Source organism: Rhodococcus sp. JG-3 (assembly GCF_000482405.1).
In the GTDB taxonomy this organism is placed as follows: Bacteria; Actinomycetota; Actinomycetes; order Mycobacteriales; family Mycobacteriaceae; genus Rhodococcoides; species Rhodococcoides fascians.
On sequence record NZ_KI519398.1, the window covers coordinates 4625211 to 4645992 of the forward strand.

Genomic DNA, 20782 nt, shown 5'->3' on the forward strand with positions numbered 1-20782 from the left:
TTACGCAACGAGGATCTCCTTCGTGATCGGCTACAGGTACGGCAGAAGCGACGTCCCACGATGGTGACACGTCGCTTCTGCCGTACAGGATCTGTCTTACAGAGCAGCCTTGTCGCGCGTCTTGCTGCGCGAACGCTCACGGGCGCGCTCGTTGGAATCGAGGTGCACCTTGCGGACGCGGACGACCTCGGGGGTCACCTCGACGCACTCGTCGCCTGCACAGAACTCCATGGCCATTTCCAGGTCCAGCTTCTTCGGCTTGGCCAGGGTCTCCATGACGTCGGCGGAGGACTGACGCATGTTGGTCAGCTTCTTCTCGCGGGTGACGTTGATGTCGAGGTCTTCCTGACGCGGGTTGATGCCCACGACCATGCCCTCGTACGTGTCTGCGCCCGGCTCGACGAAGAACGTGCCGCGGTCGGCCAGCTGGATCATCGCGAACGGGGTCACGGTGCCGTGACGGTCCGAGACGAGCGAGCCGGTGTGGCGGGCGCGGATCTCGCCGGCCCACGGCGCGTAACCGTGGAAGACGGCGTTCGCGATGCCGGTGCCGCGAGTGTCCGTGAGGAACTCGGTGCGGAAACCGATCAGGCCACGCGAGGGAACGATGAATTCCATGCGAACCCAGCCTGCGCCGTGGTTCGTCATCTGGACCATCTTGCCCTTGCGTGCGGCGAGCAGCTGCGTCACTGCACCGAGGTATTCCTCCGGTGTGTCGACCATCAGCTCTTCGAAGGGCTCGTGCAGCTTGCCGTCGACCTGCTGGGTGACCACCTGGGGCTTGCCGACGGTGAGCTCGAAGCCTTCACGACGCATCTGCTCGACGAGGATGGCGAGCGCGAGCTCTCCACGACCCTGGACCTCCCAGGCATCGGGGCGACCGATGTCGAGGACCTTGAGCGAGACGTTACCGATGAGCTCCTGGTCGAGGCGGCTCTTGACCATGCGCGAGGTGAGCTTGTGTCCGCTGACGCGTCCGACGAGCGGGCTCGTGTTGGTGCCGATGGTGACCGAGATGGCCGGCTGGTCGACGGTGATGCGAGGCAGAGCGACCGGGTTCTCCAGATCGGCGAGGGTGTCGCCGATCATGATGTCCGGGAAGCCCGCGACGGCGACGATGTCTCCTGCGACACCCTTCTCGCCGGGAACGCGCTCGACGCCGATGGTGTTGAGCAGCTCGGTGATCTTGGCCTTCTGGACGACGGGCTCGCCGTCGACCTCACGCATCCAGCTGACGGTCTGGCCCTTGGAGAGCTGGCCGTTGTGGATACGAACCAGGGCGAGGCGGCCGAGGAAGGCCGACGCGTCGAGGTTGGTGACGTGTGCCTGCAGCGGCGCGTCGACGTTGCCCTTGGGCGCGGGGACGTAGCTGAGCAGAACCTCGAACAGCTCGTCGAGGTTCTCGGCGTCGGGAGCGTGTCCGTTCTGGGGCTGGACCTTCGAGGCCTTGCCCTCACGGCCGGAGGCGTAGAGCACGGGGAGGTCGAGGGCGAGCTCGGCTGCCTCGGACGCTTCGTCGTCGAGATCGGACGCGAGGTCGAGCAGCAGATCGTGGCTCTCCGAGACGACCTCTTCGATACGCGCGTCGGGACGGTCGGTCTTGTTGACGACCAGGATCACCGGCAACGACGCGGCGAGCGCCTTGCGCAGCACGAAACGGGTCTGCGGCAACGGGCCCTCGGAAGCGTCGACGAGGAGCACGACGCCGTCGACCATGGACAGGCCGCGCTCGACCTCTCCGCCGAAGTCGGCGTGGCCGGGGGTGTCGATCACGTTGATGACGGTGATGGTGCCGTCGGCATTGCGCTTGTGAACGGCCGTGTTCTTGGCCAGGATCGTGATGCCTTTTTCTTTTTCGAGGTCACCCGAGTCCATGACGCGGTCGATCGCTTCGGCACGTTCCTCGAACGCGCCGGACTGCCGAAGCATGGCGTCGACCAGGGTGGTCTTGCCATGGTCGACGTGTGCAACGATGGCGACGTTGCGAAAAGTAGTGGTGCTGTCGATGTTGTCTGCACTGCTTGGGGCGCTCACGCGAAAAATTCTCCTGGAGTCGAATGCGGGCTCTTGTTCGCTAGCGGGCTTATGTCGCTAGAGAAGCGCGCTGCACCGCGAGGTTCTCGCGACTGATCGAGTTTACCCGTAGTCCGGCAGTGCCCCGCGCCACCCTCAGGTCTGTGACCTGCGCCACCCATTAGTCTTGGTGCTCATGGGCAAGATAAAGGCCGCAGATGTCTCGGGGATGAAGCCCAAGAAAAAATGCTGCCGCAAGAAAGTTCGTTGCATCAAATGCCCCGTCGTGATCATGCGAATGAAGAAGTTGGAATCCGCGGGCGCGACCAAGAAAGACCTCAAGAAAGGTCTGAAGACCGCTCGGGCGAAGTGAGCAGAATTTCCTGTAGGTCCGGCAGCCAGAGTCGGTCCGCATCGACCAGATCCACCGTCGGCAGCGTCGCGGCATCGACCCACCGTAGAGCCGAATGCTCCAGCGGCGCAGGGGTTCCCGAGACGATCGAGGCTCGGTAGGCCCGCAACACCATGCCACCGGCAAGTTCGACGTCTCTACTGAGCGCGGCACCGATCGAACACTCGACCCCCAGTTCCTCGCGCAGTTCGCGAGCCAGTGCGGCGTCCTCGGACTCCCCCGGCTCGACCTTGCCGCCGGGCAGCTCCCACCGACCGGCCAACTCCGGCGGACGAGTTCGTTGCGCGAGCAGCAGACGACCGTCGTCGATCAACGCGGCCGCGACAACCACAGCGGTAGGGGTACCGGACATGCCACCATCTTTCTATGACCGAATTGCTGACCGACCGCGATATCGAGGACGCACAGCTCACCCACTGGACGGTGGCGGAGAAATCTCTGACTCGCACCGTCGAGCTGACGTCGTTTCCCGCCGCGATCGAGGTGGTGAACCGCGTGGCCGACGCCGCGGAGGAGGCGGACCATCACCCCGACATCGACATCAGGTGGCGAACGCTGACGTTCACGCTGTCCACGCACAGCGCCGGCGGTCTCACACAGAAGGACGTGGATCTGGCGCGTCGGATCGATGCGATCGTTGCCGGATGACACGTCCGGCGTAGACGACCCAGCCGAGGAACAGAGCAGATCCGATCACGTCGACGGCACCGGCCCAGGCCTCGAGGCCGGGACGGGGAATGGTCCAGATCGATTCCTGGAAGAAGCTCAGCAACCAGGGCACCCCCACCGTGACCGTCACCAGCCAGTAGCCGGCAACGATCTTGGCTCCGGCGATATCGCGCAACGGCCCGTGCAGCAGCCAGATCACCATCGGAATCACCCAGATCCAGTGGTGCGACCACGAAATCGGCGACACCAACAGGCCCAGGAGTTGGACGATGACCAGGGTTCCCAGGTAGTCGCGGCGATCGAGTGCTCGCCATGCCAGCACAGCGAGAACCACGGCGATCACTGCGGCGGCGATCCACAGCGGTCCCTGGCCGACGTCCTCGCCCACGATCCGGCTCAGAGCTCCGCGCAGAGACTGATTCCAGACCGAGCCGACGGGTCCGATGCGGTCGGCATCGCCGAGCAACGTGGTGAAGTACGTGGCCGCCTGACGCCCCAGCACCGCGTAGCTGACCGCGACACTGAGTGCGAATGCCACCGCCGAGAATGCTGCGGCTTTCCACCGCCGAGTGGCGAGGAAGTACAGGCCCGTGATGGCCGGGGTCAGCTTGATGCCTGCGGCGAACCCCACGAGTCCGCCCGCCACCCACCAGCGCGAGCTGCGTACCGCGAGTAGCGCCAGCAGCACCAGGAACACGTTGACCTGGCCGTAGTCGAGGGTGGTGCGCACGGGCTCGGACCACAGCCCCAGCGCGGTCCACAGCATGGCGATTCTCACCCAGCGATTCTCGGCGGCCCGGTCGTCGCCGAGAACCATCGACAGGGCGAGCCGGACCACTGCGAACAGCGCGATCATCGTCGCGGCCTGCCAGACGATGCCGACCACCGTGAACGGCAGATAGTGCAGCGGGAAGAACACCAGGGCGGCGAACGGTGGGTACGTGAACGGCAGTGGGAAGTCCGGGGTCTGCACCGAGTACGTGTAGTCGTACAGGTTGTCGCCGAGCAGCGCAGCGGAGCCTTCGACGTAGACGTGCAGGTCGACGAGGTTCATACCGTTGGGGGTGACGAACGCCCAGACGAATCGGCTGATCACCGAAACTGCCAGCAGAACGGGGGCCAGCCGAACAAGTCGGTTCACGGTGCGTGTGGTTCCGTTCGGTATCGATGCCGTTTATCGACAGCCGAGCTTATAGGGCGATCGATACCCACCCTAACCGTGCCGATCCCCTCGTAACATTTACATCACCTTTCACACTGGTCACTCGCGTAACACGCTATTGTTCGATTCTGCGGAGAATTCGCAGCGCGTGGCCCATAGAATCCTCGATAGAGTTCAGCCGGGGAGGACTGGACCTACTACGGCTGTACATCCGGGATCGCTCTACATAGAGTGACCCCTCGGGCACCGGCTGTCGCCGTGGACCTGCGTCATGATCAGAATGGGGAATATCACCGTGCTTCGTACTCGCGGAACGCGTCGCGTCGTCACAGCTCTGGCTGTGGCCGCAGCCGCCGCACTCGTTGTGCCGACCAGCGCATCCGCTCAGCCTCTGGTGCCCATGGCTCCGGCAGATCTGCCGGCTGCTCCGGCCGATCCCGCAGCGCTGATCGCCCAGTTCCTGCCCGCTCCCGGTGAACCCCTGCCCAACCTCTCCGACATCGAGGCACTCGCGTCCTTCGCGCCTGCCATCGTCGGTGCAGCTGCAGGGCCGGCCGATGTGGGTGCCGCTCCCGCAGCAGATCTCCTCGGCCAGGCTCGCGCCCTTCTCGAAACCGCGCAGCTTCCGGACCAGGTCAAGTCGCTGCTGGAATCGGTCATCACCTTCCTGGACGGATCCGGCGGCGGCGGGCCCGAGCTACCCTCCGACGGCCCCGTCATCGCACAGTTCCTGTACCCGACCCTGGGTAAGGGCTGCATCTCCGACACCGCAGATTCCGTCGGAACCGCCTTGGCCGTTCCCGGACCGGCCACGTTGCCGCCCCCCGGACCGGCTGCAGGCCAGGCCGGTTTCGTGTTCACCGCCCTCGGCACCGCGCCTCTCGCCGCGCAGCAGTCTGCTCCGCTCACCGTGACGTGGCTCAACATCGACAACCGCCGATCGGGAACCCAGGACCTGACCGGCGCAGCCAAGATCAACGCCGACGGCCCCGCGACGTTGTCGGCCATCGCCGACACCGGCCCCGGTCGCGTGCTGTCCGTGGTGTCCGGATCGATCACCACTCAGTCCAAGGAAGACGCCGCAGCGCCGCCGCGCAGCTGCAACTTCCTGCCGACGATCGGCACGGTCTACGTTCCGTAGCTCACGAGACGAAAACAATTCGCCCCCGGCTTCTCGAAGCCGGGGGCGAATTGTTTTCGTGCTCATCGGCCGGAGAAAAGACCACCGAATTACACGGATGGTATTCAGACGATGTCGGCACCGGATTTCGACCACTGGCCGTAATCGGACTTCAAGACAGTGTTGATATCCACTTTCACTCCACCCACCGTGTCCTTGTCGATACGAATCTGGTGAATGTGCGCTTCGGGATGTACGAACCCCTTCGGGGTCCCCCAATTGTGCTGCCAATACCACTGGCCCAGTCCTGCGACGGACGCCAATTCGATGGTCGGAGAATTCGCGTAGATACCGGTGTTCTCCGCTCCGATCACCGACTGCCAGCCCAGGATGTACGGCGCGATGAGGGTGGCGAACTCGACGGCCGTCGGGTTGTCGTCGATCGATGCGTAGATCGGCCGATCGGACGGGCCACCGGCCGCCAGATGGAGCTCGAGTCCACGTTTCGCATGCTTGACGCCCGCCACGTACCCGCCTCGCCAATCCGCGGTGGCACCCTTACCGAACTGATAGTTGGAGACCACCTCCAGGCCGGCCTCGGTGAGGGACTGCGCCTCCGACGCGGTCATCGGCTTGCCGACCATCCAGGTCGCGTCGGGACGCCGATCCGAGACGTAGCGGACAGCTCCCAGATGGCCTGCGCTCTTGATGGCCGACGCCGACGGCACCCCTCCCGCGTAGTCGACGAGCGTTCCCAGCCCCGCGTCGGCATGAGCGGTGGCCGAGCCCAAGGCGGCCAGGCCGACGGCGGCTGCGGAGCCGGCCGCGGCGTACTTGAACAGTTCACGTCGCGAAACCTGCACAAAAATCTCCCATGCCGTTCGATTGCCACGGCGCGCCTACGTACCGAAGCGCGCCGTCACTGCTACTTTTCGATGTTTTGTCGTATCCCACCACAAACACATGTGCACCGCCAGCCCCACTGCTCACACCCCACCCGCATCCCTCGTCGTTCACACATGCAACTCCAGCACCGCGCCCGCAGTCATGAATAGGGTGGGGAGGACGAAGCACGAACGACGGCGTGAAGGAGTGGTTGGACATGGGCGTAACACTCGCCAAGGGCGGAAACGTCTCGCTGACGAAGGAAGCACCGAACTTGACGGCGGTCACCGTCGGACTGGGCTGGGACGTCCGCTCCACCACCGGCGGGGACTTCGACCTCGACGCGAGCGCGATCGGCCTCGGCACCGACAAGAAGGCGCTCAGCGACAACTACTTCGTCTTCTACAACAACCTGCGCTCCCCCGACGGGGCAATCGAGCACACCGGAGACAATCGCACCGGCGAGGGCGAAGGCGACGACGAGAGCATCGACGTAGATCTTGCAGCGCTGGCACCCGAGGTGGATTCCATTGCATTTCCGGTATCGATTCACAACGCGGACGCGTTGGGACAGAACTTCGGCCAGGTCGTCAACGCCTTCATTCGGGTGGTCGACAAGTCCGACGGCCGCGAACTCGCACGCTTCGATCTGAGCGAGGACGCGTCGACCGAAACTGCGATGGTCTTCGGCGAGTTGTACCGCCGCGGTGCCGAGTGGAAGTTTCGCGCAATCGGTCAGGGCTACGCGTCCGGCCTGGAGGGAATCGTGCGCGATTTCGGCATCGACGTCGGCTGACGCGGGGTGTGCGTGTCCGTCTCGATTGCACAACGGTCTACAGCTGAGCTTGTGACGTCCAGATGATGTGTGGTGATATCAGCGCACACGCAACATCAGCCACATAAGTCACAGGAGTCACACATGTCTCGTCGCCTCAGCCGTCTGGCGGGCGCGCTCGCGCTCTCCTGCGCGGCATTGCTCGCCGTTCCCGCCACTGCGGCAGCGGATCCGGCTCCCGCCGATCCGCTTGCCCGGGCGATCGCCGCATTGCAGGGGCAAGACGGTGCTTCGCTCGCCGCAGCGAATGCCATCGCCGACTCGCGCACCCCGGTTGCCGAGAACACCTCCGCAGACCCCTTCGCTGCCCTCGACGCGGCCAACAAGGCTCTCACCGACTTCGGCATCACGCCGTTCTTCTACCCGACCGCTGCGATCAACTGCGCCGCCACACCGGGCGCGCCGCTCGGAATCGTGCCGGGCGTCGCCGGTGGTGCCGGCGGACCCTGGCCCCGGCTGACCGTGCCGCCGATCGCCACTCTGCCCGGCCTGCCCTCTATCCCTGTTCCCGAACTCAACGCGGTGAACAAGGGCGAGACGATGTTCGCATTCGTTCCGGCCGGCATCGTCAACGACTCGGCCGATAAGTCCGGCATGCAGGTGGCGTGGTTCAACGTCAACACCCTGCAGGGCGGCTTCGCCGACTTCGGCGGCCTGGTCACCACCATGGCCCAGTCGATCCTCGACAATTCCGGAATTCCGGCGGAGTTCAAGGACTTGGCCCGGCCCCTCGTGGTCAACGCACTCAATACGTTGCCCGCTGCCGGTGCGCGCGCTGTCCCCGTGCAGACCGGATCGGGAACCGTTCTGGCCGCGGTGTTCGGCACCGTGAACCACAAGGCAATCGACGGCTCGGACAAGAGTTGCTTCTTCTTCCCGACGGTCGGCCTGGTGAACGTCGCCTGATTCAGGTTCAATCGAACGATCGAAAAGCCGTGTAGCTCTGCGCTGCACGGCTTTTCGCTGCATCAGGAGCGATCGATGCGGCCGAGCCGACCCAGAACCGCCTGCATTTCGGTGCGCCGCGCGCGTGCGGCCCAGGGACGCAAGCGGTTCCGCCCGCGCATCTGCATGACCGCTCCGGTCACGAGATCTCCGTTGGGCGCGAACCGGACCCGCACCATCTCGTCGAGAGATCGCCTGAAAACGGAGCCGGGGAAACCTCGACGGAACCCGTACGGAAACAGCGGAGCATCGGGTTCGTTGTACTTTCCACCGACGAAAACCGGTCCTGCAGTGCGGAAGTCGCGACTCTGCGCGATGAAGCCGTGGAACGCGCGGCCGGCCTCACGCCCGTAGTACGAAATTCCGACGCGCCCCGATCCGGTGGCGGTGATCGCACCGAACCGCGCACCTCGCACTCCAGGAGCGGACACCACGACGGGTCTCGACCAGCTGTTCGCGCCGTCGGAAGACCACGAAGCGTGCAGCAATCCGTCCCGGTCCGGCCACAGGGCGTACAGGGTGCCGTCGCAGTCGACAGCGACCGACTCCGGCAGTAGGTATCGGGAAGCGAGCAGCAGAAGGTGCAACGGGTTGTGATATTTGGCGAGCGCCGATCCGGGGACTATGCGGACATCCCAGGTCAAACCCTCGTCGCGGCTGACCGCGACCGCGAAACGACGGCCGTATCGGCCGCCGATGTAGACCGTGCCGTCCGGGCCGACGACACCGGTGCCGAATGCGACGTAGTCCGTACCGGGAAGTCCCGGAATGTTTTTCGGGTCGATGTCGAACCCGCCGGCTACCTCCCATTTGGTCCCGCCGTCGTACGAACGCCAGATCACCTGGCGAGTGGCGTTGATCAGAGGTCGCACGCGGAGGGCGAACGGCGTGGGAGCGGACAGGTACGTCACGCGAGCAGAAGACGGAGACGACGCGTCCGGTGCGGACACCCGAGGTCCGGCGAATACCTTGGCACCTGTCCTGGCCTTGGATGCCACTCTCCGGAAGCGCCACGTTCGACCTCGGTCGTCGCTGATTCCGAGGTCGAAGCCCGATCGAAACATGCGCGTCGGTGTCGAGTCGACGCGACCGGCGGTAAGAAACAGCCGGTCGTCGGCATCGTCGAAGTACATATGCGCTCGGCGGCCGGTGTTCACCGTGCCGTCCGGCACCGATGCTCGCCAGGATTGTCCGAAATCGGAGGAGTGCAGAACTCCGACGCCGTCGACGGTATATGCCGGGGCGAGAAATACGGTGTTGTCCGCGGCTGTTCCGAGGGTGCAGGCGGACGACCCGTATTCGGTGTAGGAGATATCGGTGGCGTAGTCGGCCGATGCTGCCGCGTTGGTCGAAAAGCGAAGCCCTGCTCGATATCCCGACGCGACCCGCGGTGTCACGACACCCGCCCGCGGCGGCGCGGGCGTCGTGATATCTGGGCGCGGTGGTGCATTGGATCAGGCTAGCGTCGATCCACGCCGAAAACGCCGAGGCCGATGCAGAAGTCCTGGGCCGAACGTCGTGACAGCTCACAGAACGAAACCGGTCTGTTTCGAGACCGTCGATCGCCGATGCACGCCTTAAGCTTCTGGTGTGCCCTGTGCGTTCGCCGAACCTCTGTTGTCGGGCTCTGCGCGTCTCCACCCGGTCGACGCGCAGGCGTACTGGATGGCGTCGAAGGTCCCCAGTGACCAGTTTCTGCTGTATTGCTTCGAGGGAGCGCGCGAACCACTGGAGTCCACGGTGCGACGGCTGCGCCTTCGCAGCGCGGGTATCGAGGTGCTCGGTCTCCGAATTACAGAGGTTCCGTTCGGTCTCGAGCGTCCGCACTGGACTGCGATGGACCCCGGCACGGACACGATCAGCGTTCACCCCGAACCCCGGACGTGGCAGGAATGTCTCGACGCCGTCGCGTCGTCGTTCGAGCGTCAGGTCGACCCGCGACACACGGTCTGGCATCTGCACCTGTATCCGAACGTATCAGGTGCTCCTGCGTGTGACGGACCGAGTCTTGTTGCTGTTCTGCAACTGTCGCACGCAGCCGCGGACGGAACACTGGCCGCCCGAACTGCTCGCGAGCTGTTCGGTACACATTCCGTGCCCTCTCGGCCCGTTACACCGACTGCGCCACCCGCACCCCTGACCGCCGCCGTAGCCGCCCTGACTCTGCCTGTGCGAGTAGTGCGCATGGCTCGCGCCGGCATTCGGGCGCGACGCGACGCACTGCGATTGGAGGAAGATACCGCGTCGGGTTCGGTCCCTCCTCCTGCACGTTCTCGCGCGTTGACGACTCTCGACGTTGCGCCTACGGACCGGACGGATCTGCGAACGATCGTGCTGCCCAAGCCGGCTCTCCAGTTCGCCGACACCTCGATCACCGTCACTGCTCTGACCGCCATTTCCGTTGCACTCCAACGGTTCCTCGGCGATTCGGACGATGCTTCGGCCGATCTCGCCGCCGAGGTCACCGTCGCACGGACGGCTGCAGTGGGCGCACGCAACAACTTCGGCAACGTCGGCGTCGGCTTGTTTTCGGCTGAACCGGACCTGCGGACTCGCAGCCGACTCGTGGCCGCAGACCTGGCCGAGCGCAGAGCGCGAGCAGGTCACCCGGTGACGTTGACAGCCCGCGCATCTCAGAACGAGACAGAACGCCATGTCCCGGCATTCCTGGCGGCGTGGGGAGTCGCTCAGTTCGATCCGACTGCGGTGCCGCCGACCGTCACGGGCAACACGGTCGTATCCAGTGTCTCGCGCGGTACAGCAGACCTCACGCTCGGCGGCGGGCCCGTTCGGTTCACGGCAGGGTTCCCTGCCCTCTCCCCTGCCATGAGCCTCACGCACGGCGTGCACGGTATCGGCGACACCGTCGCGATCAGCGTGACGTCCAACCGAGCGGCCGTACCGGATCCGGATCGCTACGAGACACTTCTGCGCGATGGCCTCGACGACGTACGTGCCGCGCTGAGTTGAACGCGTCAATGCCAGACAGTTCTCAGCATTTGTCGGGCGTTCGGCTCAGGTTCGTCGGCCACACTCGGTAACCATGAACCAGGAGCAGGTAACCGTACTCGCGGTCGGCGGCACCGGCGAATCGCGTCCGGCCGACCATCGGACCCGCGTCACCGGTCTCCTGTCGTGTGTCGTCGGCGCACTCGACGATCGCTTCGTCGGCCGCTGGGTGGGCTACCCGGCGTCGTACGGGCCCGTTGCATTCGGCGGGCTGAGCTACCGGCACAGCACCGAACTCGGAGTTCGTCGCCTGCGTCGCGCGATCGAGAACACCACTGGGCCTCTCGCTCTGATCGGATATTCGCAGGGAGCAACGGTCGTTCGCGAAGTACTGGGCCTCGTTCACGACGGAATCGTCGACGGCAGCCGCATCGTCGCGGCCGGTCTGGTCTCGGACCCACAGCAGCCGGCCGGTGCGGTGCCCGGCTGCACCGGCCGCGGGGTCGCCGGCATCGGGCCGGCTCTGCCGGAGTCGATTCCGACCCACTGGATAGCTCTCGCGTCGGACATGATCTGCAATGCCAGCGACGACAGCCTCGTTCGCGATATCGCCGACCTGACGCGCTGGATGTCGTTCCGCACACCCAAGACCTGGTTGCGCGAACTGTGGCTGCTTCTGCGCAGCAACAGTTTTCAGAACGCGACTCGTACTCGCCTACGACCGGCCCAGTGGGCGAAGGATGTTGGACGCCTCCGCACCGCGGCCACCGAGGTGTCCGGGTATCTGCCCACGTCGCTCGGCTGGAGACGATGGGTCTGGACCAACTCGGGTGGCGGTCGGCACATCGCCTACGCGTCGGAGCCGTATGCAGACGGCCTCACCGGATGCCAGGTTCTCGCCCGCTGGCTCGGTGAGCAAGAGGATGAGCGGCTCGGCCGAGCTCTGCCCGCCGCGCAGGTCGCGTAACGCAGATCAGTCTCGCTTGCAGAGACAGAAGATGTGGCCGACCGGGTCTCGGTACACCCAGAACGACTCGTGCGCGTCGTCGATCAACGTCGCTCCGGCATCGACGACGAAGTCGCGGGCCTGTTCCATCTCGTCGACTACGAAATCGAGGTGAATCTTGATGCCGTCGTTCGGCCAGTCCACCGGGGTGAAATCGGGGGCCTTCTGGAACGCCAACCGCAGTTCGCCCGGACCGTGGACGACCACCCAATCTCCGTCGTCGCGCACCGGTTCCCAGCCGAGGATCGTGCTGTAGAACCGGGCGAGCGCTGCCGGATCGGGACAGTCGAGAACCGTGTAGTCCACGGCGATGACGGGTGCATTCATGTCGGAATCGTAGCGAGAATCTCCCGGGTCGGACTATCGATTACTCGCCGTCGATCAACCACCGACTGCCGGGGCAATGGTCTCGAACCACGCCTCGTGCAGATGCTGCTGCCAGTGATTCCACCAGTGCACGCCGGTGCCGGTGATCTTGACGTTGGGTCGACCGCCTGCGGCCTGCAACAACGGAACGAATGCTCGGCTGCTCATGCCTGCGGCGGTTTCGAGCGGCACCATCTGCGCGAACTTGACGGGGTCGAAGCGGCTGCTGGCCGGGTTGAACACGGGGTCCGTAGCCGGTGAGCCGCTACCCGAGGAGACGAAGACTGCCGTGTTGCGCAACGCGCCCACGTTGAGCGACGGATCGTTGCGGATCCAGTCTGCCGACGGCCAGGTGCCCCACATGTTGCGCGCGTTGCCGCCCATCTCGCCGACGGCGACCGAGATGCCCTGAGCGAATCCGGGGCTGCTGGCCGTCGGGTAGCCACTGAACGACGCCACCGCCTTGTAGAAGTCCGGCCGGTGAGCCGCCAGGTTCAGTGCCGAGGTGCCGCTCATCGACAGGCCGGCCACGGCGTTGTTGACGTTGTCGCTACCGAAACGATCGGCCATGAAGGGCGGCAATTCCTGGGTCAGGAACGTTTCCCACTTCACCCGTCCGAGCTTGGGGTCGTCGCGCTGCCAGTCCGAGTAGAAGGTTCCGCCGCCGCCGAACGGAATGACCACGTTGACGTGCTTGTCGGCGAAGAAGCTCTCGACATCGGTTTCGATGAGCCAACCGCTGTTGTCCTCGGGCGCACGCAACCCGTCGAGCAGATACAGCGTGGGTGCAGGGCCGCCACCGGCAGCTCGGAGCACCTTGATCGGGATGTTCTTGTCCATCGACGGCGAGTAGACGTAGACCAGCTCGGAGTCGGCTTTCGCCACGCCGGTCCCCATCAGCACCGTTGCCATCGTGGCGACCATGACCGCTACCAGAGCGAGCACCGTACTTCGTAACCGACCGCGCATCGAGATTGTCCCCTTGTTCGTATCCAGCCCCACCGTCCCGGGGAGGGTAACAGCTCGGTCACGGTAATGCGTCCTCTAGCGCGACGGGCTGTCGACGATCCACCAGGCCGCGTACGGCGGCAGCCATACCGATCCGTTCTCGTCGACCGCCAGGTCGTGCTGCGAGAGAACCTCCGTGGGGGCCGGGATGCCGAGCTCGATCAACTGCGCATGGGGGAACGGGCGGTGCTCAGAAGTGACGTTGTAGAGCCCCACCAGGGTGCCGCTGGGATGACGTCTGCGCACCACGAGCAGGCCGTCGTCGGATTCGGTCTGGACGTCGACCGGCGCCTCGGCGTGCAACATCGGTAGACCGGAGCGCACCTTCGCGATGCGAGCGATGCCGTCGAACACTCGTTGGGCGTCGCTCCCCTGCTGAAATCGGCCGGCGCGGTCGGCGTCGGTGACGCGGGGTCGATGCACCCACCTGTTGTCCTCGGCATGAGCCGGTTCGTCTGCCCAGTTCGGGTCTCCCGGGGAGCCGAGCTCGTCACCGCTCCACACGACGGGAATGCCGCCCCATCCGGCAATGATGGCGTGCGACAAAAAGATTCGCCCGAACGCGCCGTCGGAATCCAGGCGGGCCGGGCCCAGACCGGTGAGTGCGGCTGCGGTTCCACTGATCCGGCGATCCCCGGTGTCCGGATTGTGCTGGAACACAAGCCCTTCGGCCCAGGAACCGTCGAACTCGCCGGAGTACCAGTCGGCCAGAAAATGCCGATGGCCTGCACCCGACAGTCCGAGCGACGCCGCGTCACCGTCGTCGATGGCCCAGCCGATGTCGTCGTGGCATCGCACATAGGTCACCCAGGTGCCACTCGGTGGCGTGGGCGGTAACGACGCCAGGGCATGACGCGCCAAAGCCGTACTGCCCGTGGCCAACATCGACCAGACCTGCACCATCAGCGAGTTGTGGTAAGCGATGTCCGATACTCGCCCGGTGTGTCTGCCCTGCCCCAGATACGGCAACAGATCGCGTGGGCCGACGATTGCTTCGGCCTTGAAGAGCGTTGCCGGAGCGGCAAGGCGAGCGGTCGCTCGGAGAGCCTGGGTGATCGCATGCACTTCGGGCTGGTTCTGGCAGTTGGTGCCGAGCCGCTTCCACAGAAATGCGATCGCATCGAGGCGGAGCACTTCCACCCCGAGATTGGCCAGGTGCAGCACGATGCTCGCGAACTCCTCCAGCACAGCCGGATTGGCCCAGTTCAGATCCCACTGCCACTCGTTGAACGTGGTCCACACCCACTCGCCGAGTTCGTCGTCGAACGTGAAGCTGCCCGGCGCGAAGTCCGGAAATACCTCGGGGAGGGTGCGCTCGTAGGAATCCGGGGTCGTCCGATCGGGGTAGATCAAGAAATAGTCGCGGTACTTCGGATCGCCGGCTCGCGCCTCGACGGCCCATTCATGTTCGCGAGCAACGTGATTGAGAACCAGGTCGACCACCATGCTGATACCACGTCCGCGCAGAGTCTCGGCGAGAGTACGCAGATCCTCGTTGGTGCCCAGATCTTCTCGCACCGCGCGATAGTCCATCACTGCGTAGCCGCCGTCGTTGTCGCCCGGCCGCGGTCGAAGCAACGGCATCAGATGCAGGTAGGTGACACCCAGATCGGTCAGGTGATCCAGTCGTTCACCGACTCCGCGCAGCGTCTCGCCGTAACGGTCCACATAGCAGGCGTAGCCGAACATGTCCGGCTGCTGAAACCAATCGGGTTCGAGCAGTCGACGCTGATCGAGTCTGTGCAGATCCTCGGACCGTTCCGCGTACGCACGGGCGGCGATCTCCACGAGCGTGGCAGCCACTGCATCAGGGTCGGGGTAGACAGCCGTGACGGCGTCGTGCAGATCGGGAAACCACTGTTCGAGGCGGAGCTCGAACGTCTCGCGTCGATGGGCGGGCAGATCGGCGAGGATGTCGCGGGTGACGTCTGAGACCGTGGTGTGCGCCATGGACTCATCATGGCATCGAGCAGTCGCTGCCGACGCGCATACATCCCGACTCCCCGGGGTACTGGCGCAGCATGTCATTGCTGAGCCGCACGGTGGACACGATTCTCGACAGAGCCGTCGTTCCCGGCTATTCCCGAATCGGTGCCACGGTGCGTCGGCGATTCTGGGCCGCCGATCCGTTACCGTTCGCGTCCCCCATCGACATGGTGGTGACCGGCGCATCCTCGGGGTTGGGAGCAGCTACCGCGAAGCAGCTCGCCCGCCTCGGAGCGCGGGTGCACCTGGTCGGACGATCGGCCGAGCGACTCGACGCCGCCGCTGCTGCCATTCGAACCGAAGTGCCCGACGCCTCGCTCGTGGTGCGTGAGTGCGATGTCAGCGATCTCGATTCGGTGGCGGCCCTGATCGCGGCATTGGCGTCCGAACTGACATCGGTGCATGCACTCGTGCACTGCGCCGGGGTGATGCCGGACGAGCGGCGGTTGTCGGCACAGGGACACGAATCCGCTTTCGCCACCCATGTTCTCGGACCGGTAGCACTGACGGTGGGACTGAGAGAATTGTTCGACGCCGGATCGCGGGTGGTGTTCGTATCGAGCGGCGGCATGTATGCGGTGCCCCTTCAGAACCCGGACTTCGAGTACGAGAACGGCAAGTACTCCGGCATGACGGCGTACGCCAGAACGAAACGAATGCAGGTGGTGGTGGCCGAGCAACTGGCCGAACGCTTTTCACTCGAGGACGATCCGGTGGTGCACAGCATGCACCCGGGCTGGGCGTCCACGCCGGGCGTCACCGGCTCCATGCCACTGTTCGATTCGGTGATGAAGCCCATTCTGCGCAGCGCCGACGACGGTGCCGACACCATCGTCTGGCTCGTGGCCGCCGATCCCGCGTTGACCAGCACCGGCACATTCTGGCACGACCGAGCGCCGCGGCCGACGCACTATCCCTCCTGGCGCGGAGATTCCGCGCGGATGCGAGATGCATTGTGGGCGAATGTGGTCGAGGCAACGGGAATCGAGATCTGACGTCAGTTACGGCTCGACTGCCGGCCGCTTTCGTCCACCGACCACGTTCCGAACGACCATCAGCAGTGTCAAGCTGGTACCCCAGCCCATCATGCACAGAATGACACCCACGCCCGATTGCCCCGTGACATCGGTGCTTGCTGAGATGCAGAACGCCGTCGAGAACCCAGCGGTCGTACCCAGCGCAGCGACGTGTCCGCCGGTATTCGCCCATCGCGACAGATGCGCGGCCAGCAGGCACAGCAACACCACCGTCGCCCCGCACGCGGCCACTTGCCAGGACGGGAACGCGTTCGGGGCCGGGAGACCCGGTCCACGGAACTCGCCCCGATAGTCGGCGGACCAGCTCAGCCACCCTGCACACGCGGCGAAACCCGATGCGCCAGCAAGCGATCCGGTGCCCCACAGCCCCATAGATCCCTTCCCCGGCCCCTCTCGCAGTCTCGAGAACAGAGCCCACAGAAGGAGCGCCCAGAAGGTCGACGGCACGCCGACGAAAACGAAGACTATCCACAGAAACTGAGACCACGAAAAGTCGACTGCCATGACCCGACGCTATCCGACTCACCGCGAGCCTCGCCCCGATCCGAAGAGCCCGATCGACGTCACAGACCCAGCAGGTCGGCCGATCTGCGCAGCCGCATCAGGACCTGAAGATCGAGAGCATTGTCCGGGTCGCGCCAGTGCGTTCCGATCAGGCGGTCGATCGCGTCGAGTCGTTGATAGAGCGTGTTGACATGCACCCCGAGAGCCGACGCGGTTGCCGAATGATGGCGTCCACGCGCCAGATAGGTCGAGAGTGTCTCCATCAGCGGAACCCCGCGCTTGTTCTGCTCGGCCAACAGCGGACCCAACTTTTCCTGCGTGAGTTCGTCGAGATGTTCACGCGCCAAGTGGCTGAGCAGAATTCGATAGATTCCCAGCCCCCGCGCCGAACATGCTTCCCCCTCGCGGCCGAGGGTGACCAACACGTCGACGGTCTGCCGAGCTTCCCGATAGCCCTTTGCCAGCGCCTCGGGTCCGGTGCTCGGCTCGGAGATTCCGACGGTGGCGCCGGCGAGGAACATCGGTGTGACCGTCGCCGAATCGCGCGCGGGCACCACCACGATCAGGCTCGAACCTTGCTCCGCAACAACAGATCCTGTCGGGAATCGGCCGAGCTTGGTTCTCGACGCACCCTGCGCGACGGCTACACAGTAAGCCGTGTCGGGGGCAAGTCCGGCCAAATGGAGTTGTCGCCGTTCGGCATCCGGAGTGGACGCCGGGTGCGAGAGCAGGTCCACCAGGAACGCATCCTGGGCGCGCCGCGCGGAATCGGCGGCAGCTCGCTCCTCGGCGAGTGACAGGGCCACTGCAGGCGCGGCTCGATCGAGCAGCAGACGCGTCCTGGCATCGTCCGGTCCGATCGAGATCAGCGCGCCGAGGAATTGACCGGCTGCGGCCACCCGATGAGCCGTCATCGACGTCGTCGACACGGTGTCCTTGCCGTCGCCACACATGCGTAGCAGTTCGTCGACCTCCACCGAGTGGACCGCCAGTGCCGCGGGAACCGCAGCGGCATCCGGAACGAAGTACGCCGGACGCTCGGTCAATACAGCAATCTCGCGCACCAGTGTCCGTACGCCGCCGCCGCGCAGGACCACCTGGGTCAACGTTCGGTCCCACTGCAGTGTCTGTTCGAGTTCGGCTGTGCGTTCCGATAATTCGGCATTCAGCGTCTCGAGCCGATCGATGGTCCGTACGTTCTCGATGGCGATGGCCGCGTGCGCGGCCAGCGCCGAGAGCAGGGCGATCTCACTGTCTGCGAAGTCGCGTTCCTGGCGCTTGCATGCAAACAATGCGCCGATCACTCGATCGCCCACCCGCAACGGCACGCCGAGCAGACCGCGCATGTTCTCCGACCGGGCCGCGCTGTCCGCACCGGTGATGTGCTGGAACGCCGGCTCGCTCTGGTAGTCGGGGGTCCACGACGGCGACGCACTGCGCACGATGAGTCCGACGAGCCCTGCGTCCTGTTCGAGCCGAAGGCCGACGAGCCGGGGAGTGAGGGCTCCGCTGGTGACGTCGATGACGAACTCGTCTCCCTGTACGGACCCCATGTAGGCGAGGTCGACGCCGAGAAGCCTGCGTGCCTGATCGACGACCTCTTGGAGAAGAGCACGGTTGTCTCGCACCGTCGTCAGTCGCACGGCGATGTCGTTGAGTGCCGCCAACTCCGTGCTGCGTTGACGTCGCTGATCCAGCAGGGCGCGTAGCCGCAGAGCTGCGTGCGCCTCGGCACCCGGAAATGCCTTCCGGTGCTCCTCAAGACGATCGATAGACGCGTCGTCGAGCAGAAGTTCCATCCATGACCTCTCCGCGGACATAGAGAGAACCTACATTGGCCGAGACCCAGCTCACAGCTAGAGTCGAGAACATGACGCTCGTCGAACAACTGTCCGAGGCCTTACCCACCGATCGCATCGTGGTCGACCCGGACGTCATCGCCTCCTACCAGCACGACGAGGCGGAGTGGGCCCCGTATTCGCTGCCCGTTGCCGTCGTGCGGCCCCGGACCGCCGAGGAGGTGCAGACCGTCGTTCGAGCCTGTCTTGCCCACGGAACGCCGATCGTCACCCGCGGGGCGGGTACCGGTTTGTCCGGCGGAGCCAATGCCACCGAAGGCTGCGTCGTGCTCGCGCTCGACGGGATGGACACCATCAAGGAGATCGACGCACTCGAGCGTTATGCCGTCGTCGAACCCGGAGTCGTCAACGATCACCTCAGAGCAGCCGTCGCAGAGCAGGGCCTGTGGTATCCGCCGGATCCGGCCAGTGCGCCGTGGTCGACGATCGGCGGCAACGTGGCCACCAACGCCGGTGGGCTGTGCTGCGTCAAGTACGGCGTCACCCGCGACTACGTCATGGGGATGCAGATCGTCACCGGTACCGGAGAATTGGTACGACTCGGGCGTAAGACCGCGAAAGGCGTTGCTGGATACGATCTTGCGGGTCTGATGGTCGGATCCGAAGGAACACTCGGAATCATCACCGAGATCACCGTCAAGTTGCGCCCGCTGCAGGATCCACAACGCACCGTCGCCGGCTACTTCGACAGCATCGTCGATGCCGGACGTGCCGTGGCCGCAGTCGCCGCCGCAGGATTGACGCCGTCGGCGTTGGAGTTGATCGACAAGCAGTGCCTCATCGCCGTCGACGCCTGGAAGAACATGGGGTTGTCCGTCGAGGCAAATGTGGTGTTGCTCGGGCGGATCGACGATCCGGGGCTCATCGGAGACCAGCAGGCCGAGAAGATGCTGACGTGCTTCGACGAGGCCGGAGCCACGTGGTCAGCGGTATCGACCGATCAGGAGGAGGCCGACGCCCTGTTCTCTGCTCGGCGGTTGGCGTATCCCGCGATGGAGCGACTCGGACCGGTGTTGACCGAGGACGTCTGTGTGCCGAAGAAGCATGTGCCCGAGATGCTGTCGCGTATCGAACAGATCGGACTGCGATACGAGACAACGATCGCCAACATCGCCCATGCGGGCGACGGAAACCTGCATCCGTTGCTCATCACCCCGCACGACGACATCCCGGCGCGCGAGCGCGCGCAGGCCGCCTTCGCCGAGATCATCGACGCTGCATTGGAACTCGGAGGCACTGTCACCGGCGAACACGGCGTGGGGTTGCTCAAGATGGACGGATTGGCACAGGAGCTGGACCCAGTTGTGCTGGACATGCACCGCGCAGTGAAAAAGGCACTGGATCCGCACGGAATCCTGAACCCGGGCAAGGTATTCGCGTCCTGAAATCGCAGCCTCTCAAGCCCTGGGACGATGGACCTATGACAAGCAAGCTGACCATGGACTTCGGTTCTGCGTTGCCCATCGGGTGGACCGAACTCGACCGAAGCGTGACATCGGAGCATTGGTCGCGATTCGACAACAAGTTCGGGTTTCGGCCCGGGACCACACCTGACTCATGGCCGGCCATTGCCGAGCCTGCCCCGTCGATGACATTCGACCTCGACGCAGACACCGTACGCACGATGGCCTCATGGTCTGCGAGAGTCGACGCAGTCAATGCGGAAGCCCTGCGCTGCTTCGTCACCGAATTTGCGGATGACCCCACGTTTGTGGCCCTGGACTGGCAACACCCCTGCTACAGCTTCGATGCCCAAGCGCACGCCGATGCGGCCGAGAACGCCGAGTGGCGGGTACCCGTCTACCCGAACGGCGACTACTACATCTTCGCCCGCGACGAATTCACCGAGGGGACCTTCGGCCACCCGTGGGAACGCACCTTGTGTGTCTTCGGAACCCGCATGGTCGCCACCCTCGGGCGCACCTTGGCGACGTGGCTCCCCACGATCCGGGTCGACGGGCGACGGGTCGCGGATCGATAGCCGATCCGCTCGGCGTCGAGACGACTTGCCGCTCCGGATCCACTC

Annotated in this window: 19 protein-coding genes; 9 read left to right on the forward strand and 10 right to left on the reverse strand. The window is 64.9% G+C overall.

Annotation, left to right across the window (positions count from 1 at the left end; translation table 11 throughout):
• Positions 1–96: 96 nt before the first annotated feature.
• Together typA and K414_RS0123100 are read right to left on the reverse strand one after the other, a co-directional pair.
• Entirely contained in the window at positions 97–2034 is a 1938-nt protein-coding gene (typA, locus tag K414_RS0123090; RefSeq protein WP_032365354.1) for a translational GTPase TypA, read from the reverse strand.
• Positions 2035–2351: 317 nt separating this feature from the next.
• Positions 2352–2777, reverse strand: coding sequence for a (deoxy)nucleoside triphosphate pyrophosphohydrolase (locus K414_RS0123100; RefSeq protein WP_027498092.1), 426 nt, complete (start codon positions 2775–2777; stop codon positions 2352–2354).
• 14 nt (positions 2778–2791) lie between these two features.
• Between K414_RS0123100 and K414_RS0123105 the strand changes: the two genes are divergently transcribed.
• The gene (locus K414_RS0123105) at positions 2792–3073 is read left to right on the forward strand and encodes a 4a-hydroxytetrahydrobiopterin dehydratase (RefSeq protein WP_027498093.1); all 282 of its coding nucleotides are present in this window, start codon (positions 2792–2794) and stop codon (positions 3071–3073) included.
• On the opposite strand, the gene K414_RS0123110 is transcribed toward K414_RS0123105, so the two are convergent.
• Complete coding sequence (locus tag K414_RS0123110; RefSeq protein WP_027498094.1) at positions 3018–4235, reverse strand: mannosyltransferase; 1218 nt, start codon at positions 4233–4235, stop codon at positions 3018–3020. The two genes, K414_RS0123105 and K414_RS0123110, sit on opposite strands and share 56 nt — an antisense overlap.
• 301 nt (positions 4236–4536) lie before the next feature.
• Here K414_RS0123110 and K414_RS0123115 point away from each other — a divergent pair, with 301 nt between their 5' ends.
• Positions 4537–5397 carry a hypothetical protein gene (locus tag K414_RS0123115; protein WP_045840775.1) on the forward strand — a complete coding sequence of 287 codons (861 nt, stop codon included), beginning with the start codon at positions 4537–4539 and terminating at the stop codon, positions 5395–5397.
• A 104-nt stretch (positions 5398–5501) separates the two neighbouring features.
• On the opposite strand, the gene K414_RS0123120 is transcribed toward K414_RS0123115, so the two are convergent.
• Positions 5502–6239 (reverse strand): DUF1906 domain-containing protein, encoded by a 738-nt coding sequence (locus K414_RS0123120; RefSeq protein ID WP_027498096.1) that lies wholly within the window; start codon positions 6237–6239, stop codon positions 5502–5504.
• A gap of 239 nt (positions 6240–6478) precedes the next feature.
• On the opposite strand from K414_RS0123120, the gene K414_RS0123125 reads away from it, so the two are divergent.
• Positions 6479–7057 (forward strand): TerD family protein, encoded by a 579-nt coding sequence (locus tag K414_RS0123125; protein ID WP_027498097.1) that lies wholly within the window; start codon positions 6479–6481, stop codon positions 7055–7057.
• Positions 7058–7180: 123 nt separating this feature from the next.
• Positions 7181–8002, forward strand: a complete 822-nt coding sequence (locus tag K414_RS0123130) for a hypothetical protein (protein ID WP_027498098.1) — start codon at positions 7181–7183, stop codon at positions 8000–8002.
• A gap of 62 nt (positions 8003–8064) precedes the next feature.
• Here K414_RS0123130 and K414_RS0123135 read toward each other — a convergent pair whose 3' ends face one another.
• Positions 8065–9438: a sialidase family protein gene (locus K414_RS0123135; RefSeq protein WP_027498099.1), complete on the reverse strand. Its 1374-nt coding sequence runs from the start codon at positions 9436–9438 to the stop codon at positions 8065–8067.
• A gap of 193 nt (positions 9439–9631) precedes the next feature.
• On the opposite strand from K414_RS0123135, the gene K414_RS0123140 reads away from it, so the two are divergent.
• Complete coding sequence (locus K414_RS0123140) at positions 9632–11011, forward strand: WS/DGAT domain-containing protein (protein WP_051365255.1); 1380 nt, start codon at positions 9632–9634, stop codon at positions 11009–11011.
• 73 nt (positions 11012–11084) lie between these two features.
• Complete coding sequence (locus K414_RS0123145) at positions 11085–11957, forward strand: PE-PPE domain-containing protein (protein ID WP_027498101.1); 873 nt, start codon at positions 11085–11087, stop codon at positions 11955–11957.
• A gap of 6 nt (positions 11958–11963) precedes the next feature.
• On the opposite strand, the gene K414_RS0123150 is transcribed toward K414_RS0123145, so the two are convergent.
• The 3 genes from K414_RS0123150 to K414_RS0123160 all read right to left on the reverse strand — a co-directional run bounded on the left by K414_RS0123150 (position 11964) and on the right by K414_RS0123160 (position 15320).
• Entirely contained in the window at positions 11964–12323 is a 360-nt protein-coding gene (locus K414_RS0123150) for a VOC family protein (RefSeq protein ID WP_027498102.1), read from the reverse strand.
• Positions 12324–12377: 54 nt separating this feature from the next.
• Positions 12378–13331 (reverse strand): alpha/beta hydrolase family protein, encoded by a 954-nt coding sequence (locus tag K414_RS0123155; protein WP_032369664.1) that lies wholly within the window; start codon positions 13329–13331, stop codon positions 12378–12380.
• 75 nt (positions 13332–13406) lie between these two features.
• Positions 13407–15320, reverse strand: coding sequence for an alpha-amylase family protein (locus K414_RS0123160; RefSeq protein ID WP_027498104.1), 1914 nt, complete (start codon positions 15318–15320; stop codon positions 13407–13409).
• 71 nt (positions 15321–15391) lie between these two features.
• Here K414_RS0123160 and K414_RS0123165 point away from each other — a divergent pair, with 71 nt between their 5' ends.
• Complete coding sequence (locus K414_RS0123165) at positions 15392–16351, forward strand: SDR family NAD(P)-dependent oxidoreductase (RefSeq protein ID WP_027498105.1); 960 nt, start codon at positions 15392–15394, stop codon at positions 16349–16351.
• Positions 16352–16357: 6 nt separating this feature from the next.
• Here K414_RS0123165 and K414_RS0123170 read toward each other — a convergent pair whose 3' ends face one another.
• Positions 16358–16897: a hypothetical protein gene (locus K414_RS0123170; protein ID WP_027498106.1), complete on the reverse strand. Its 540-nt coding sequence runs from the start codon at positions 16895–16897 to the stop codon at positions 16358–16360.
• Between the two features lie 59 nt (positions 16898–16956).
• Complete coding sequence (locus tag K414_RS0123175) at positions 16957–18696, reverse strand: GAF domain-containing protein (RefSeq protein ID WP_037219509.1); 1740 nt, start codon at positions 18694–18696, stop codon at positions 16957–16959.
• A gap of 71 nt (positions 18697–18767) precedes the next feature.
• Between K414_RS0123175 and K414_RS0123180 the strand changes: the two genes are divergently transcribed.
• Positions 18768–20141, forward strand: coding sequence for an FAD-linked oxidase C-terminal domain-containing protein (locus K414_RS0123180; RefSeq protein ID WP_027498108.1), 1374 nt, complete (start codon positions 18768–18770; stop codon positions 20139–20141).
• Between the two features lie 35 nt (positions 20142–20176).
• On the forward strand, positions 20177–20737 hold the full coding sequence (locus K414_RS0123185; RefSeq protein ID WP_037219510.1) for a DUF2716 domain-containing protein: 561 nt from the start codon (positions 20177–20179) through the stop codon (positions 20735–20737).
• Positions 20738–20782: the final 45 nt, after the last annotated feature.